This window comes from Chryseomicrobium aureum (assembly GCF_043182735.1).
Taxonomy (GTDB): domain Bacteria; phylum Bacillota; class Bacilli; order Bacillales_A; family Planococcaceae; genus Chryseomicrobium; species Chryseomicrobium aureum.
The window spans coordinates 2,457,414-2,472,557 of record NZ_CP171117.1; the positions used below are offsets into that span (position 1 = coordinate 2,457,414).

Consider the following 15,144-nt stretch of genomic DNA (forward strand, 5'->3'; position numbering starts at 1 on the left):
CAGAAATATCAGAATGTCATTTATTAGTTGAAATCTTAAATAGGGTTGAAGAAAGACCTGCAGAGTAAATTTATTCCCTTTGCAGGTCTTTTTCGTGCACTCTCCCAAGTTCCTCCAATCTTAAGAATTTCTTCAGAAAGTCAGTACCTTTTTCCTAAGAAATGCTTCGTATACTGAAACTATATCAGAAAGGACGTGTCTACATGATTACGATTCAAGACTTGAATCATACATTCAAAATCGGGAAAAAAGGCCAAGAAAAAAGCGTTCCAGTTCTTCGAGATGTCAATTTAGAAATAAAAAAAGGTGAGATTGTAGCTATTCTAGGCAAGAGTGGCTCTGGAAAGTCTACTTTACTCAATCTGGTTGCTGGTTTTATGAACCCAGAGTCAGGTTCTATTCAAGTAACCGGTGAAGAACTGGTCGGTAAAACAGAAGCTGAAAAAGCGAAGTTCCGCTTGCAAAATTATGGGTTCATTTTTCAAAGCTTTCAATTGATGCCTGGACTCACGGCATTCGAAAACATCGAACTTCCTCTAAAACTTCAGGGCGTGGCAAAGCAACAGCGATTAATACGGGTGAAAGAACTGCTGCAGCAAGTTGGATTGACAGAAGTCAGTGACCATTATCCGAACGAACTTTCTGGAGGTCAGCAACAACGCGTCAGTATCGCCCGTGCACTAATTGGTCGTCCGTCTATCTTACTGGCCGATGAACCGACAGGGAGCTTGGATTCTGAAACTGAACAAGAAATTTTACAGCTTATCCAATTGCTGAATGCCCACTATGGCATCACATTTGTCATCATTACACACGATGAAGAAGTAGCTCGTTCTGCACATCGTCAGTACCGTATGCATGACGGCGCAATCCAGGAGGAATTGACCTATGTTAGCTAAAGATCAACGCGAGTTTATCTCGCAACATATGAAACGAAACAAACTTCGCGTCTTCATGACGATTTTAGCAGCGGCAATGGGCTGTGCATTTTTGATTATCATTGCGTCTGTCGGCTTCGGATTACATAAAACAATTCAAGACGAAGTGTTGTCGAGTCGCATCGTCACAGAAGTAGAACTATTTGGCAAAGAAAATGGAGGCACCGTTACTCCAGAAGAGCTTGCGGCGATTCAGAAGATGGAGAATGTCAAAACAGTTGTAGAGCGCATTAATGTTCCGGGTTCACCTGTTGTCAATTTAGATGGGAAAGAGGGCTATGGACAACTTGTTTATACAGATTTAGAAGCTGAACAAGCAGCCAACCTAGCCTTGTTTGATGGGGAGATGCCGAATGACTCCACAGAAGTTGTGGTCGGCTATCACTTTGCGGGTAACTTTTTAACAGATGAACAACATGAAGAGCTTGGAAATGCTGAAAATTATCTTGAAAAACATGAAGAGCTTGCGAAACCGATTCGAGATGAACTAATTGGTAAGACGATTTCAATCGACATCACAGATTATGAGACGGAAGAAGTCGTTTCCACCCAGACCTATACGATTACTGGTATTGCCAAAAAGCCAGGAAAAGATTGGGCGTATGATGACAAAATCTATGCAGATACCTCAAAAAGCGCGGAAGTACTCACTGCGTTTGGTATTGAATCCCCAGATAAATCAATCACGGTTCATGCTACAGACTTTCAACATGTAGCGGACTTAACAGAATCGTTAAAAGGGGAAGGGTTCCTCGTCTACTCTGTTACAGAAGAACTAGGTCAAATGAATATGCTGTTTACAGTAATTCAGATTGGTTTAGTTATTGTGGGCACAGTTGCTGTACTCATTGCCTCTATCGGAATCTTTAATACCATGACAATGGCCGTTACAGAACGCACACGTGAAATTGGGATCATGAAAGCTATCGGTGCACAACCAAGGCTCATCCAGCGCCTCTTCCTTATGGAAAGCACTGCAATTGGTTTGATTGGTACATGTATAGCAGTCGCTGTCTCATATGGGATGAGTTTACTAGTGAACATAATTGTTCCGATGATTGTATTTAGTTCTGTTGGAGAAGAAGCGCCAACCGACATGACCATCACGGTTTCTTATATTCCTTGGCAGCTCGTAGTGGTTGCTGCACTCATCAGTATTGGTGTTGCCGTATTGTCCGGCTGGCGTCCAGCACGTAATGCCACACAGATTGATGTTATTCAAGCACTAAAAGAATCCTGAAGATCTAAAAGAGCCGTTCTAGCTGGCGGCTCTTTCTAGCATTTCTAAACTGTCGATAATCTCTTGTTTTTCGAGGTGATGACCAATAACAATTAATGTTGTTGGAAAACGAATCTCTTGTTCTACATAATTTGCGACGCCATAAGCTACTTGAACAAGAGTCGGTCCGTTTTGATCTTCATATTGAACAAATCCTTTTACGCGTAACACAGAATCTGGTACATTCTTAAGCCACTCTTCAAAGGCCTTTCGCGATATCGAAGAAGAAAATGTATAAGCGAGTGACTTGATTCCCAACTCTTTTTTAACATGAAATGTATCCATCCTCTCCTCCACTACTGTCATACGACGGGGTGCTGGCATATGAAGAATCTCAGCGAATGAGGATTCGTAGTAACGTGCTGTCTGATTCAATGCTCTTAATTCTAGTGAAATTGCCTCCCGCTCTTCCTTGGATACAGTGTCAATCTTATTCAGGAGAAGCTCATCAGCATATCGGACTTGATCTTCGAGTAGATGACGAATAGGTCTTGGCAGCTTTTCTCGGTTCGCCCACCGCTCTGCATCCACTGCATGATACACTCCAACTAGATCAAGCTTTTGAACAATTAAGGGCGACATGCAGGCATCTATAATTTCCATCGGATGCGCAACGCCAGTTGATTCAATAAAAATCACATCAGGTTCATGCATCATGACCAAGTTGATTAGTTGAATCTCCACCTCATCTTTCAATGTACAGCAAATACATCCTTTCAATAGTTCTTGCAGTGGTACGTCATCACCAACAAGCGTCGTATCTACAGAATAGTCCCCTAACTCATTCATTAGGACTGCCGCTTTACTTCCTTTTTGCTTCTCCTCTTTCAAAAGTTTTGCTAACCAAGTTGACTTTCCACTTCCTAAGAAGCCCGTCAAAAGAATTAATCGTATTTTCTTGTGCATCTAATTCCTCCTCTTGCTGTTGCACATTTATGGGAACCATGATAAAGTCATTCTATACTTAAATCGTAATGATTACGTTTTAATGATAGGCTATTTTATTTTGAATGACAAACAGAAGCATTAGGAGGATACTAAAGATGGCTAAGAAATCAAAAGTAGCACGAGATAAAAAACAACGTGAGTTAGTGGAGCGTTATGCAGAGAAGCGCAAAGAGCTTAAGGAAAAAGGGGATTATGCCGCACTTGCGAAATTGCCACGCGACTCTTCCCCTACGCGTCTAAAGAATCGTTGTGAATTAACTGGAAGACCTCGTGGAGTCATGCGGAAATTCAAACTTTCTCGTATCGCATTCCGCGAACTTGCCCATAAAGGACAACTTCCAGGTGTCAAAAAAGCCAGCTGGTAGGTGATCATATGAATGAAATCGCACTGCATTTTGCTGCGCAAGCCGAAATCCAAAAGTTACCTGAGAAGCATAGAGAAATTTATGAGTATGTAGTGAATTATGAAGAGTCTCTCGCAGACCGGGCGGCCACAGAAGAGGAATTTAAAGTCCTCTTACTGAGCCGGGAACCTTACGAGGCTGCAGCTCAACTTTTTAAAATGACTGGACTCGAAATTGTGGAGATTGTGAATCATTGCGAGCGTCAGATACAAACAAATGTTAGTGAACGAATGAAACGCGTTGGCTGGTTTAAGCTTGAACAAGGTACAGCTACGCATTCTTTCTTATTGACACTATAAAAAAATCAGCATCTTCCCGACAGGGACGATGCTGATTTTTAATTTTCTTTTCGGAAAACCCAAGCACGTTGGACGATAAATCCAAAGATGAAGAGCACGCTGTCTACTAGTACCTTCAACACTACTTCTCCTCGCCCTAGCCACTCCGTATAAAGTAAGTGCACGGACCCAGCTGAGGCAGCCATAATAAATGCTGCGAGCAAGTAATAGCGAACGAATGACTTACTTGATCCTTGACCGAATACTTTATGACGATTTACAAAATAATTAAAGAGGCTGGATAAAACACGTGCAGCAATCGTCGCAAAGATGATGAACATCTGAGGCGAGTCTTCTTTCCACAAATAGATAAATAATGAATAAAGACCGAGGTCGAGCGCAAGTGAAGCTCCACCCGACATCCCATAAAATAAGAAGATTTTATAAATATGAAATGAATCACGCAATGGATGAAAATGAGACGATTTATTTTCATCTAAATATACTGTTTCAATCTCCACTTCCTCAATAGGGATCTCATTTCGCTTCAAAGATCCGAGGACGTTCATCTCGTATTCGAATCGCTCTCCTTTGATTTCAAGCATCAAAGGTAAATGTTGAATCGGCAACCCACGAAGCCCCGTTTGTGTATCCGTTAAGACTGTCCCTGTAGATAATCGAAACAACAAACGTGTAAATCGATTGCCAAACCGACTTCGAAACGGCACATCCTTTTGAGTGAAGTCTCGTGCACCAAGTATTACTGCATCAGGTGTTTCGCGCATTTGTTCAGCGACTTTTTGCATATCTGATAGTAGATGTTGACCGTCCGCATCAATTGTAATGACACCGTCTACTGGAATATCTTCATTCAATATGTAATGAAAAGCCGTCTTTAAAGCTCGTCCTTTGCCTTGATTTTTCGCATGATGCAAGACCGTCACTTCTTTAAAAGTTTTCAATTTTGTGAAGAAGGATGCATACTCCTCTTCTCCCCCATCATCAACCACGATAATGCGAGAGAACTGCGAAGCAATCAGTTCATCGATGACCGCACGGCACTTGTCATCTGGTTTATACGAAGGAATCACAATCGCAAGTTCCATAGGTCACCTCTTTTCTACTGCTACTCCACTTCTTTACCCTTCCTTTGAGAAATCTAATACTGCAATTGGTTCATTTTTGTGTAAATGCTTCCCTATACACTCCACAATCGATTTCATTACTAAGTACTTCGCTTCTCACCCTTTACTATCCTTCTTTTTTTCCTACTGCACTTGCACAGAATTTTTATGTCTGCTATGATGAGGGCGAAAAAGAACTACATACCGACAACCTGCACTAGGGGTGCCCAAATTGGCTGAGATGAGAGCTTGAGCTCCGATCCCTTATGACTCGATCAGGATAATACCTGCGTGAGGAAGTGTAGTGACTCTTTCTTGAATTTTTATGGGAAGCAGTGGCTACATCTTTCGCGGATGTAGCTTTTTTCTTTTTCTCATAAAATCTAAGGAGGCGTTCCCATGCACTGTGGAACAAGTAAAATCATTGGATGTCGTTTTTCTCTACACCCGATGGATTCAGAGTTTATTTCAATTATCAAAGAGGCTTTATCAGAAGTCGATCTATCGACGGTATGGCGCCATACAGATGACGTATCGACGGTCATTCGAGGAGAAGGTCCGCATGTCTTCAATGCGCTAGCTGCCCTAACAGAGAAAGCGGCTTCGCACGGCAAACACATAGCCATGAATGCAACGTTTTCTGTTGGCTGCCCTGGAGATACGTCGGGGGATTCGTATATGGGGATTGAAGATCCAGTGAAGAATGAAATTCCTCAAGGCCCCTACGTTTCTAGCCAGTTCTCGCTCTATCCGCTCAACCAAAGTGATTATATGGAGACGATTTATAGAGAGATTGAACGTGCCAAAGAGCGTGGTGTTTATAACGAGTCCATGCATTATGCGACGGGTATCCACGGTTCATTGAAAAACGTTTTTGCGTTTTATGAAGAGACGTTCACAGAGGCGCAAATTGGGGAGCACCCCCACGTCGTCATGACAATCAACATGAGTATTCACAGTCCTTCTCACGGAGGTCCTGACCATGCTCGCTAATTGGAAATTGAAAGAAGTCGTACTGATGTCCCTGCTTGCAGTCGTTTTCGGGATTATCTATTTAGTGTTTTTACACATCGGGAATATTTGGTCGAGTCTGATTGGACCGATTGCCTATGAATGGATTTTCGGTGTTTGGTTCTTAGTCTCAATCGTCGCAATGGCTATCATTCGCAAACCAGGGGCTGCTGTTGTTCCGGAAGTAATGGCCGCTGCAATCGAGGTCATGCTCGGTAATGCTGTAGGTCCTCGTCTGATTTTAGCTGGTCTTGTGCAAGGTCTCGGTGCAGAGGCAGCTTTTGCAGCGACGCGTTATCGTCGTTTTGATTTACCCGTATTGATTATGGCAGGTGTTGGAGCCTCTCTCTTCAGTTTTGCGTATGGATATCTTCTTGGTGGATTCTCTGCCTTGTCTCCATGGTACGTAGCACTGATGCTCGGAATTCGCATCTTAAGTGGTGCTGTGATTGCTGGATACGGTGGAAGTTTAATCGTAAACGGACTGTATGCAACAGGTTCACTCCGTGGCTATGCGATTGCACGTCAAAAGCGTGATGTACGTGTCTAAATGGATTGAGTTTCACAACGTAACATTTCATTATCCTGATGAAGACACACCCGTTCTCTCTGATATGTCATTAACACTTTCTGAAGGAGAAAAATGGCTCATTAAAGGACCAAGTGGTTGCGGGAAGTCGACACTCTTTTTCTTGTTGAACGGGCTGTATCCGGAAGCTTGTGATGGCGAAGTCGATGGGACGCGTCTACTATTCGGGAAACCCTACGATGAGTACCGACCTGGTGAGATCAGTCAGTCGATTGCCACCGTCTTCCAAGATCCCGACAGCCAATTTTGTATGCCGACAGTTGAAGAAGAACTCGCGTTCACTTTAGAGAACCGGTCTATACCACGTGAGGAGATGGATCTGCAGATTACTCGAATTTTAGAAGAGACAGGTCTCACTCAGTTCCGGACACGTGTTATTCAGACGTTGTCTGGTGGTGAAAAACAGCGCGTCGCTACTGCCTGTGCATTATTGATGAACCCTAAAATTGTATTACTCGATGAACCACTCGCACATCTAGATCCCGTAACTGCGAGAGAATATGTTGCCTGGTTTTCTGACTTACAAGTGAAAAATGGATGGACAGTTCTTGTGATCGACCATCAAGATGCGATTTGGGAATCCTTCTTCGATTACACACTTGTGTTGGAAGAAACGAGTATGCCTCCTTTGAAAGCAAAAAGTGCTTATGTTAAAGAAGTGAAAAGTCAACAAGACTTCCGCGCAGAAGTGCGCGTCCCTGGCATTTTGCATGAAGCAAAGCTAGAGCTAGCAGCGGGAAGTATCACAGTACTTGCCGGACCGAATGGAGCTGGGAAGTCGACTCTCTTGAAGGCACTGGCCGGACTGATTCCAAAAGCAGATAGACAACAAAGTGATGAAACGATTGGATATGTCCCACAGTCACCTGAGTTTTTATTTATCACACCTTCCGTTCGACAGGAAGTTAGTTTTGGCGGAGGTCTTCGTACAGAAGAGTTCTTAACTAAACTTCTATTAGAAGGTGTAGCAAATTCTAATCCCTTCGCCGTCAGTCAGGGACAAAAACGTAGGACAGCAATTGCGGCGATGCTGAACGATGGGCGACCCGTGTTGCTTCTTGATGAACCGACTGCGGGTCAGGATGCGTTTGCACTGCATGAGCTTGAAGACGCTTTATTTCAAGTTGCAGCAGAAGGTACCGCCGTTGTTGTGGTTACACACGATATGAATTTTGCAGAGCGTATTGCAGACTCGATGCTCTTATTGAAAGATGGTGTACTTAGTGGCCCGTTCCATCCAGCAAACGTCTTCTCAGACCCTAGCTTACTCAGGACGTATCGTTTAGTCCAACCGACAGGAGGTGCTCGCGATGTCGACGTGGCTTCATCGCTTGAATCCGTCCATTAAAATGCTTGTGACATTTGTGTTTATATTTGCACTCGCTTTTTATTTTGACCCATGGACACCGCTTTTTGTATTTATTGCCGTGCTAGTAGTTCAGTTACTGTTCTCCCGTATCAACTGGAAACGTTGGGCGCTACTCATGTTGCCGTTCTCACTTGGAGCGGTCGGGTACTTTTGGACGACGTACGTTTTCGGTACATCTGATGATCGACTGGAAACCGCATTATCGCTGAGCTTTCGTGTATTTGCCTTTTCGTCGTTATCTCTCTTGTTTGTTCTGACGACGTCTCCGATGCAATTCATCATGAGTGTGATGCAACAATTGAAGCTTTCTCCAAAGCTTGCCTATAGCCTTCTAGTGGGTTATCAGTTTCTTCCGGTTCTAAAAGATGAGTTCATCCAGATTCGTCAAGTGCAGCAACTTCGCAAGCCACAAGTTCAGAAGTCAACTCTTGCAAAGCTACGAGCACTTCCAAGTGTGGCAATCCCTTTACTCGCTGGCGCTGTTCGAAAAGCGGAGAAAACAGCGTTTGCAATGGAAGCGCGAGGATTTACAGGCACACGTGACCGAACGTACTTCCATGAAGTGCGTTTAGAGCGGTTTGATTTCTATTTTTCCGTGGTCCTGATTGTGATTTTCACAAGTTGTTTAGTTGTAGGCGCAACTCTTTGATTTCCCCTGACCTGCCTGCTACAATTCGTACAGGAAAGGTCGGGTACATATGAATTTACAAAAGAAATGGGTCATGGTCGTCATTGCGATTTTTTGTGCCTTATTATGGGGAAGCGCGTTCCCTGCATTAAAATTATCGTATAGTGAACTCGGCATCCCAAGTACTGGAATCGCGGAACAGATGTGGCTTGCTGGACTCCGCTTTTTATTTGCAGGTCTACTAGTCCTTGGTGGTTTACTACTAATCAAGCGAAGTGCATTAAAACTAACGCGTAGACAATACGGCATCTTGCTGATTTTCGGAATCGTTCAGACGACTCTTCAGTATTTGTTTTTTTACGTTGGAGTTTCGAACACATCAGGGGTTCAGGCGTCTATTATCATCTCGAGCAATACGTTCTTCACAATCTTGCTTGCTCATTTTATCTATGCGAATGATCGACTCGGGTGGCAGAAATGGTTAGGTCTTGCTGCCGGATTTACAGGAATCTTTTTCGCCAACTGGGGCCAATCGTTTGATGGAAGCTTTGAATTTCTGGGGGAAGGCTTTTTACTTCTCTCTGCATTTACGAGTGCGGTAGGAACGATTATGGCGAAAGAAATGGGGAAAGGCATTCATCCGTTCACGTTATCCGGCTGGCAACTTACACTTGGTGCGATTTTACTTCTCATAACCGCTTTTCCATTTGCCGATACAGCCTCGCTTACATGGACACCTTTAGCTATAGGTTTACTTCTCTACATGGTAGCTTTGTCCGCGATTGCATTCGCTCTATGGTTTGCAATTTTGCAGTATCATAAAGCAAGTCACGTCGGGATCTATAAGTTTTTTGTTCCTGTAAGTGGCGTCGGTTTGTCTGTTCTATTGCTCCCTGGTGAGACATTCACATTGCCAATTTTGTTAGCTCTGGTGTTCGTAGCTTTCGGAATTTATACGGTTAATCGTTCTTAAAAACCACCCTGTGCGGTGGTTTTTTTATTTTATTTCATTTCTCATCAACTTTTTCCAGTTGTCTCGGGTAGTATAGGTGTAACACGAAGGAGGACTTGTATGGACCGGTCACAATTCCAACAACTGTATACAGACTTTGCCCCTGACCTTTATCGGATGGCTCTTGCTATTACGGGACGCCGTGAACTAGCAAAAGATGCTTTGCAGGAAACGTTTCTTCGCGTTTACCGATTTTCGAGCACATACGATTCCAACCAACCTGTGAAGCCTTGGTTGTATCGAATACTTATCAATGAATGTCGACGTCTACAGAAAAAAGAAGCACGAAGTTTTCCTTCAAACGGACTCGAAATCGAACAATCCACTCCTTCTAGAGAACCGTTTAGTGATGTGATGGATGCTGTTTCAAAATTACCAGAAACCTATCGTGTACCCTTCCTTCTCAAATATATGGATGGTTGGAAAGAATACGAAATTGCCGACTTTTTATCCGTGAATGTCAATACATTAAAATCTCGTCTCGCAAAAGCCCGGGAGCTAATGCGTACGAGTTACGGGGAGGGTGTTTAAATGGAGAAATGGGAGAACGAATTAAAGAAACTTTTTATCCGTGAATGTCAATACATTAAAATCTCGTCTCGCAAAAGCCCGGGAGCTAATGCGTACGAGTTACGGGGAGGGTGTTTAAATGGAGAAATGGGAGAACGAATTAAAGAAACTTTCTACAGAACAGAAGGATATTGAAGATGTTTGGGAGCGAATTAATGGGGAAATGGATCGAGATTTACGAAAAGAAAGGAGGCGATTGATGATGCAGCGTTCCTGGATAGGTGCTGTAGCTACAATGGTAGTAGTACTTGGGACTCTCATTTATTTTTCTATAAACAATCAATCACCAGAAATGACTTCACAACCCCCCTCTCCAGAGATACCCAGTACGTCTAATTCAGATTCGACTACTACTGCTGGAGATGATCAGCTGACAAGAGGTGAGCCTGGATTTGTGGAACAGGAATTAACCAAGATAGATGCGCGTTTCCCAGAAACGAAAGAGGTCCCGCTTCAAATTGAAGGCACAGAAGAAATGATTGCTATGAGCCGCGTCGTGCCTGGGAATTTTGCTTATGTTCTATACGCAGATGAAGAGCTTTATGAGATTTCCTTTGATTCTCGTTTCGACTCCAACACTACAGATGAATCTTCAGCTTCTATTGTGGCGCGTAATTCATTAGGCACTGCTTATCCGGAGGTGAAGCTACAAATTGATACAATTCCTGGGAAAAAGCCTACAGAACTAGCTTCTGAGAAAGCGGCTCTTTTAGAAGAAAAGTATTCAGGCGCCACAATTGACTCTGAACTTGTAACAGAACCAGTAGTGGGTTATAAGCTTCATGCGCGTGAAGGCGACTCCCCTTCTAGTGAAGTCACTACTATCTATGTACTCGACCAACAACATGATGAATCTACAATTGTAGTAACTCAAACCGTATTTTTAGAAGCACAAGAAGGCCACGGTGCCCGTTTCTTTTCTATGCTAAAAACATTGCAAGTACTCGATTGAGTGTAAATTTTTTGATTGAGGGAATAGAAAGTGAAAAAGGAGGCATCGGATTATGCGAAAATCAATAGGGTACGCTGCTATTCTCGGAATCGCTATGATTGCGCTCATTTATTTTCTTTCTTCTGGCCTCTTCCCTGGTAAAGAAGGTGACTTAGTCGATGAGCAACAAATCGATGAAAACCTTGAACCTACAGAACAGCCGATCGCTTCACTTCCTGAGGTATCCAATCATCCAGAAACAAAAGAAATCGCATTAGAAATTGAGGGTGTGCAACAAACTGTCGAGATGACACGTTTTTCAGATGAACTGAATACGTACGTTATCTATGTAGACGAGTCTCTCTTCACAGTAGAAGATGGTCTCTCTCAAACGATCACAGCCAAAGAAAGCCCATTGATCACGCTGACAATTGAAAGTGTACCTGATCAAACACCGCAACAAGTGGCGCGAACTAGAGCCGAACAATATCGCCAAGACTTCAGTGTGAAAGCTCCTGTAGAAGTCACTGACCCACTCGGCGCACTTCATTTAGAAGGTTCTTCAGAGACAGAAGAACTCGATGTCTATCTTTTGATGAATCCTATGCAAGATGTTACTTTTCTTTTAACGCTCCGCTACCCAGAAGGTGCCGAAGAAAACTATGCGCCGCGCTTACAGGCTATGATATCTTCATTTCAGATGGAAGATATGCGCGAGACCGAATAAAGAGAGCCCTTGTTCACTACTGAACAAAGGCTCTTTCTTATAATTCATCAAATCCATTATCAACAACATTTACTTTTACATATTGTCTCGACTTCTGCTCAAAGAAATCTGTCTTTCCTTGATCGACTTCCTCGTACGCTTTGATCCATCGAATCGGATTTTGACGTACTTCCGGATATGGCTTCTCAGCACCTAGTTGGTTACATCGGATATTGGCCATAAAACGAATGTACTCTTCCACATCGTCTACTTCTAAACCTTCAATCTTATTCCCGATTACTTCATATGCCCAGTCAATTTCAAGTTCTGCTGCTTGTTTGAACGTTGCCGTGACTTTGGCTCGCTGTTCTGGTGTATCGAGATATGGGTGTTCTTCCAATAACGACTGATAGATTTTAACGAACAAGTCGACGTGAAGCTGTTCATCTCGGTTGATGTAATTGATCATTGTACTTGTTGCGACCATCTTTTGATGACGTGCCAGATGATAGAAATACGCAAAGCCCGAATAGAAGAACAACCCTTCTAGGATTACATCATAAATGACAGCATCTAAAAGACCCTCCACAGTTGGACTTTCCGCAAACGATTGATACCCTTCAACTACGAATCGATTGCGTTCCTTCAAACTGTCTTCTGTTCGCCAGTAGTCAAATACACGCTTTTGCTCCGACTCGCTGACGAGACTTGAGAGTACATATGAATAGGAATGATTATGAATTACTTCCTGCTGCCCCAAGATGATCATCAGTGCGGACAAACTTGAATCTGTGAGGTAGTCAGCCACTTTTCCTGCGAAGTCTGTTTGGACACTATCGAGAAGTGCTAAAAGCCCGATGATTTTTAAAAAGGATTCTCGTTCATCTGCAGACAACTCTGGAAACTGTCGGATGTCTTGGCTCATATTGATTTCGAAAGGCGTCCAAAAGTTCCCGAGCATTTTCTTATATTTTGGATACGCCCAGCGAAAACGGACGTCATCCCAGTTTAATATGTTCGAGGATTCGCCGTTCACGATTCCAGTCGAGCGGTTAGGTGCTTGTTCGTCTAGTAGTATACGTTGTTTTAGTTCCAACTTTGTCTCCCCCTTAACTTGAACACGAATCGCAGTCAATCAATTCTATGGATGTTGATCGAACATAGTACGTAGATTTCATTTTTTGTTTCCAGGCTTCTAAGTGGAGTGCGAGTAACTCTTTTGCCTGTATCGTGTTTTGTACATAGAAGTTTAAAGATATACTTTGATCGATATGTTTCTGTCGTGCTGCATTTTGTCGAATCGTCCAGTGTTGATCGATATAGTACGCCGACTTGTAATACCATGTCGTTTCTTCATTGAGCTCTGGCGCTGTTACGGGAATCTTGTAGTCTTTCTTTTCTTCTGAGTAGCGCTTCTGGAAAATCGGGTCAATACTTGCTGTCGTTCCCGCAATGATTGCAGTCGATGAATTCGGAGCTACAGCCATCAAGTATCCGTTTCGAATGCCCGTCTCTCCAACCTGCTTTTTCAATTGTCTCCAACGCCCGGACGTGTAGCCACGCTTTGTAAAGTACGTCCCCTGTTCCCAATCAGAGCCTGTGAAGAGCGGATAGCTCCCTCTTTCTTGTGCAAGGTCGGCTGACGCTTGAATTGTCAGGAAGGCAATTTCTTCATAAAGTTCATCCGCCAGTTCTACCGCTTCTTTCGACTCCCATCGAATCGCTTTTTTCGCAAGGAGATGATGCCAGCCAAATGTACCAAGTCCGATTCCCCTGTAACGAAGGTTTGTACGCTTGGCTTGTGGAATCGGGAGGTCATTAAGCTCGATGACGTTATCTAGCATACGAACTTGTATAGGAATTAACCGTTCGAGTACACCGTCTTCCACCGCGCGAGCTAAATGAATAGAGGACAGGTTACAAACGACAAAGTCCCCTGGGTGACGTTTTGTAACAATGATGTCGTCTTCAATGGTCGTCGACTCAAACTTCGTCGCCGACATGTTTTGCATAATTTCCGTGCATAAATTACTGGAGTAAATCATGCCTTCATGGGCATTCGGGTTTTGTCGATTGACCTCGTCTCGGTAAAAATGAAATGGCACGCCGGTCTCTAACTGACTTTTCATGATACGCTTCATAATATCAATGGCTGGAATCGTATCTTTCGAAAGTGCTTCATTTTCCACACATTGCTGGTATCGCGTACGGAATGTTCCGCGTCCTTCCTGCTCGTCATAGCAGTCTTCTAAAGAGAAGCCCATAAGTGTGCGTACTTCATGAGGGTCGAACAAGTACCATTCCTCACGCGCCTCTACTTTCTCCATGAATAAGTCTGGCAAGCAAACACCTGTAAAAATGTCATGCGCACGCAGCCGTTCATCCCCATTGTTTAGACGTAAATCCAGAAATGCCAGAATATCTTTGTGCCAAATGTCGAGGTACACAGCAATTGCACCTTGCCGCTGCCCGAGTTGGTCCACACTGACTGCTGTGTTGTTCAGTTGTTTGATCCAAGGAACGACACCGCTTGAAGCATTTTTGAATCCGCGGATGCTTGACCCTCGACTCCGAACTTTCCCCATGTATACACCTATACCTCCACCATATTTGGAAAGATTCGCAACGTCGGTGTTACTGTCATAAATCCCTTGCAGGCTATCGTCGACTGTATCGATGAAACAACTAGAGAGTTGTCCATTCGGTTTCCCGGCGTTAGCTAATGTAGGAGTTGCCACTGTCATGTAGAGATTGCTAAGTGCCCAATAGGCGTCTTTCACTTTTTGTAACCGATTGGTTTTTTCCTGACGATGAAGTGTCATCGCAATCATAAGCCATCGCTCTTGTGGAAGTTCTACGATTTCCCGGTTAAAGTCTCGAGTCACGTAGCGGTCAACGAGTGTTTTCAAACCAATATAGGTGAATAACTGATTACGCGATCGGTCGAGCCAGCTACTCATCTCGGTCAGTTCTTGTTGACTGTAACTCGTAATCACTTCTGCTTGATAGAGTCCGCGTGCAGCAAGTCGGTTTGCTTCTTTGCCAAACACGGTATGAACGTCTTCTACAGCTACATTTCGTTTAGTAGCAACTTGCGTATAGAGTTGTTCTTCATAGAGTGTAGCGGCGACAAATGTGTAGTACGGGTGTTGTTCATCAAGTAAATTTAATGCTTCTAGACTCATAGCGTGTAGCCATGCGTCCTCCGCGCCTTGCGGGTGACGAATTTTCCAGCGTTTTGAGAGACGCCAAAATTCGTCTAATTGTTCAGCAGTAAACAGCTGCTTGAGTCGTTCTTCGCTGCGGAAGAGGGTATGCGTCGTCATCGGAATTCCTCCTTTTTGACACAAAAAAGCG

The 15,144-nt window shown here is 43.6% G+C and carries 16 protein-coding genes and 1 riboswitch; of the genes, 12 read left to right on the top strand and 4 right to left on the bottom strand.

What is annotated here, in order from left to right; translation table 11 throughout:
* The first annotated feature begins 203 nt into the window (after positions 1 to 203).
* Together ACF3OH_RS12895 and ACF3OH_RS12900 are read left to right on the top strand one after the other, a co-directional pair.
* Entirely contained in the window at positions 204 to 899 is a 696-nt protein-coding gene (locus ACF3OH_RS12895; protein ID WP_392455024.1) for an ABC transporter ATP-binding protein, read from the top strand.
* Positions 889 to 2,178 (top strand): ABC transporter permease, encoded by a 1,290-nt coding sequence (locus ACF3OH_RS12900; protein WP_392455025.1) that lies wholly within the window; start codon positions 889 to 891, stop codon positions 2,176 to 2,178. Before ACF3OH_RS12895 ends, ACF3OH_RS12900 begins: the two co-directional genes overlap by 11 nt.
* 18 nt (positions 2,179 to 2,196) lie before the next feature.
* Here the strand turns inward: ACF3OH_RS12900 and ACF3OH_RS12905 are convergent, their stop codons facing one another.
* Positions 2,197 to 3,123 carry a GTP-binding protein gene (locus ACF3OH_RS12905; RefSeq protein WP_204589936.1) on the bottom strand — a complete coding sequence of 309 codons (927 nt, stop codon included), beginning with the start codon at positions 3,121 to 3,123 and terminating at the stop codon, positions 2,197 to 2,199.
* Between the two features lie 137 nt (positions 3,124 to 3,260).
* Between ACF3OH_RS12905 and rpsN the strand changes: the two genes are divergently transcribed.
* Positions 3,261 to 3,530, top strand: a complete 270-nt coding sequence (rpsN, locus tag ACF3OH_RS12910; RefSeq protein WP_204589935.1) for a 30S ribosomal protein S14 — start codon at positions 3,261 to 3,263, stop codon at positions 3,528 to 3,530.
* An 8-nt stretch (positions 3,531 to 3,538) separates the two neighbouring features.
* Entirely contained in the window at positions 3,539 to 3,868 is a 330-nt protein-coding gene (locus ACF3OH_RS12915; RefSeq protein WP_204589934.1) for a hypothetical protein, read from the top strand.
* Positions 3,869 to 3,906: 38 nt separating this feature from the next.
* Here the strand turns inward: ACF3OH_RS12915 and ACF3OH_RS12920 are convergent, their stop codons facing one another.
* Positions 3,907 to 4,953, bottom strand: coding sequence for a bifunctional glycosyltransferase family 2/GtrA family protein (locus ACF3OH_RS12920; RefSeq protein ID WP_204589933.1), 1,047 nt, complete (start codon positions 4,951 to 4,953; stop codon positions 3,907 to 3,909).
* A 227-nt stretch (positions 4,954 to 5,180) separates the two neighbouring features.
* Positions 5,181 to 5,286, top strand: a riboswitch (TPP riboswitch).
* An 84-nt stretch (positions 5,287 to 5,370) separates the two neighbouring features.
* Between ACF3OH_RS12920 and ACF3OH_RS12925 the strand changes: the two genes are divergently transcribed.
* The 8 genes from ACF3OH_RS12925 (at position 5,371) to ACF3OH_RS12960 (ending at position 11,808) form a co-directional block, all read left to right on the top strand.
* Positions 5,371 to 5,964, top strand: coding sequence for a YkoF family thiamine/hydroxymethylpyrimidine-binding protein (locus ACF3OH_RS12925; protein WP_392455026.1), 594 nt, complete (start codon positions 5,371 to 5,373; stop codon positions 5,962 to 5,964).
* Positions 5,954 to 6,532, top strand: a complete 579-nt coding sequence (locus tag ACF3OH_RS12930; protein WP_204589931.1) for an ECF transporter S component — start codon at positions 5,954 to 5,956, stop codon at positions 6,530 to 6,532. The genes ACF3OH_RS12925 and ACF3OH_RS12930 overlap by 11 nt, the downstream gene beginning before the upstream one ends.
* Positions 6,525 to 7,919: an ABC transporter ATP-binding protein gene (locus ACF3OH_RS12935; RefSeq protein ID WP_392455028.1), complete on the top strand. Its 1,395-nt coding sequence runs from the start codon at positions 6,525 to 6,527 to the stop codon at positions 7,917 to 7,919. The genes ACF3OH_RS12930 and ACF3OH_RS12935 overlap by 8 nt, the downstream gene beginning before the upstream one ends.
* Entirely contained in the window at positions 7,882 to 8,589 is a 708-nt protein-coding gene (locus ACF3OH_RS12940; RefSeq protein ID WP_392455029.1) for an energy-coupling factor transporter transmembrane component T family protein, read from the top strand. The genes ACF3OH_RS12935 and ACF3OH_RS12940 overlap by 38 nt, the downstream gene beginning before the upstream one ends.
* 49 nt (positions 8,590 to 8,638) lie before the next feature.
* Positions 8,639 to 9,541 (top strand): DMT family transporter, encoded by a 903-nt coding sequence (locus ACF3OH_RS12945; RefSeq protein ID WP_204589929.1) that lies wholly within the window; start codon positions 8,639 to 8,641, stop codon positions 9,539 to 9,541.
* A gap of 99 nt (positions 9,542 to 9,640) precedes the next feature.
* Positions 9,641 to 10,111 carry an RNA polymerase sigma factor gene (locus tag ACF3OH_RS12950; protein WP_392455031.1) on the top strand — a complete coding sequence of 157 codons (471 nt, stop codon included), beginning with the start codon at positions 9,641 to 9,643 and terminating at the stop codon, positions 10,109 to 10,111.
* Positions 10,112 to 10,229: 118 nt separating this feature from the next.
* On the top strand, positions 10,230 to 11,102 hold the full coding sequence (locus tag ACF3OH_RS12955) for a hypothetical protein (protein WP_392455032.1): 873 nt from the start codon (positions 10,230 to 10,232) through the stop codon (positions 11,100 to 11,102).
* A gap of 52 nt (positions 11,103 to 11,154) precedes the next feature.
* Entirely contained in the window at positions 11,155 to 11,808 is a 654-nt protein-coding gene (locus ACF3OH_RS12960) for a hypothetical protein (RefSeq protein WP_392455034.1), read from the top strand.
* Between the two features lie 37 nt (positions 11,809 to 11,845).
* On the opposite strand, the gene ACF3OH_RS12965 is transcribed toward ACF3OH_RS12960, so the two are convergent.
* Complete coding sequence (locus tag ACF3OH_RS12965; RefSeq protein WP_392455035.1) at positions 11,846 to 12,883, bottom strand: ribonucleotide-diphosphate reductase subunit beta; 1,038 nt, start codon at positions 12,881 to 12,883, stop codon at positions 11,846 to 11,848.
* A 13-nt stretch (positions 12,884 to 12,896) separates the two neighbouring features.
* Positions 12,897 to 15,113 carry a ribonucleoside-diphosphate reductase subunit alpha gene (locus tag ACF3OH_RS12970; RefSeq protein WP_392455037.1) on the bottom strand — a complete coding sequence of 739 codons (2,217 nt, stop codon included), beginning with the start codon at positions 15,111 to 15,113 and terminating at the stop codon, positions 12,897 to 12,899.
* Between the last annotated feature and the right edge of the window lie 31 nt (positions 15,114 to 15,144).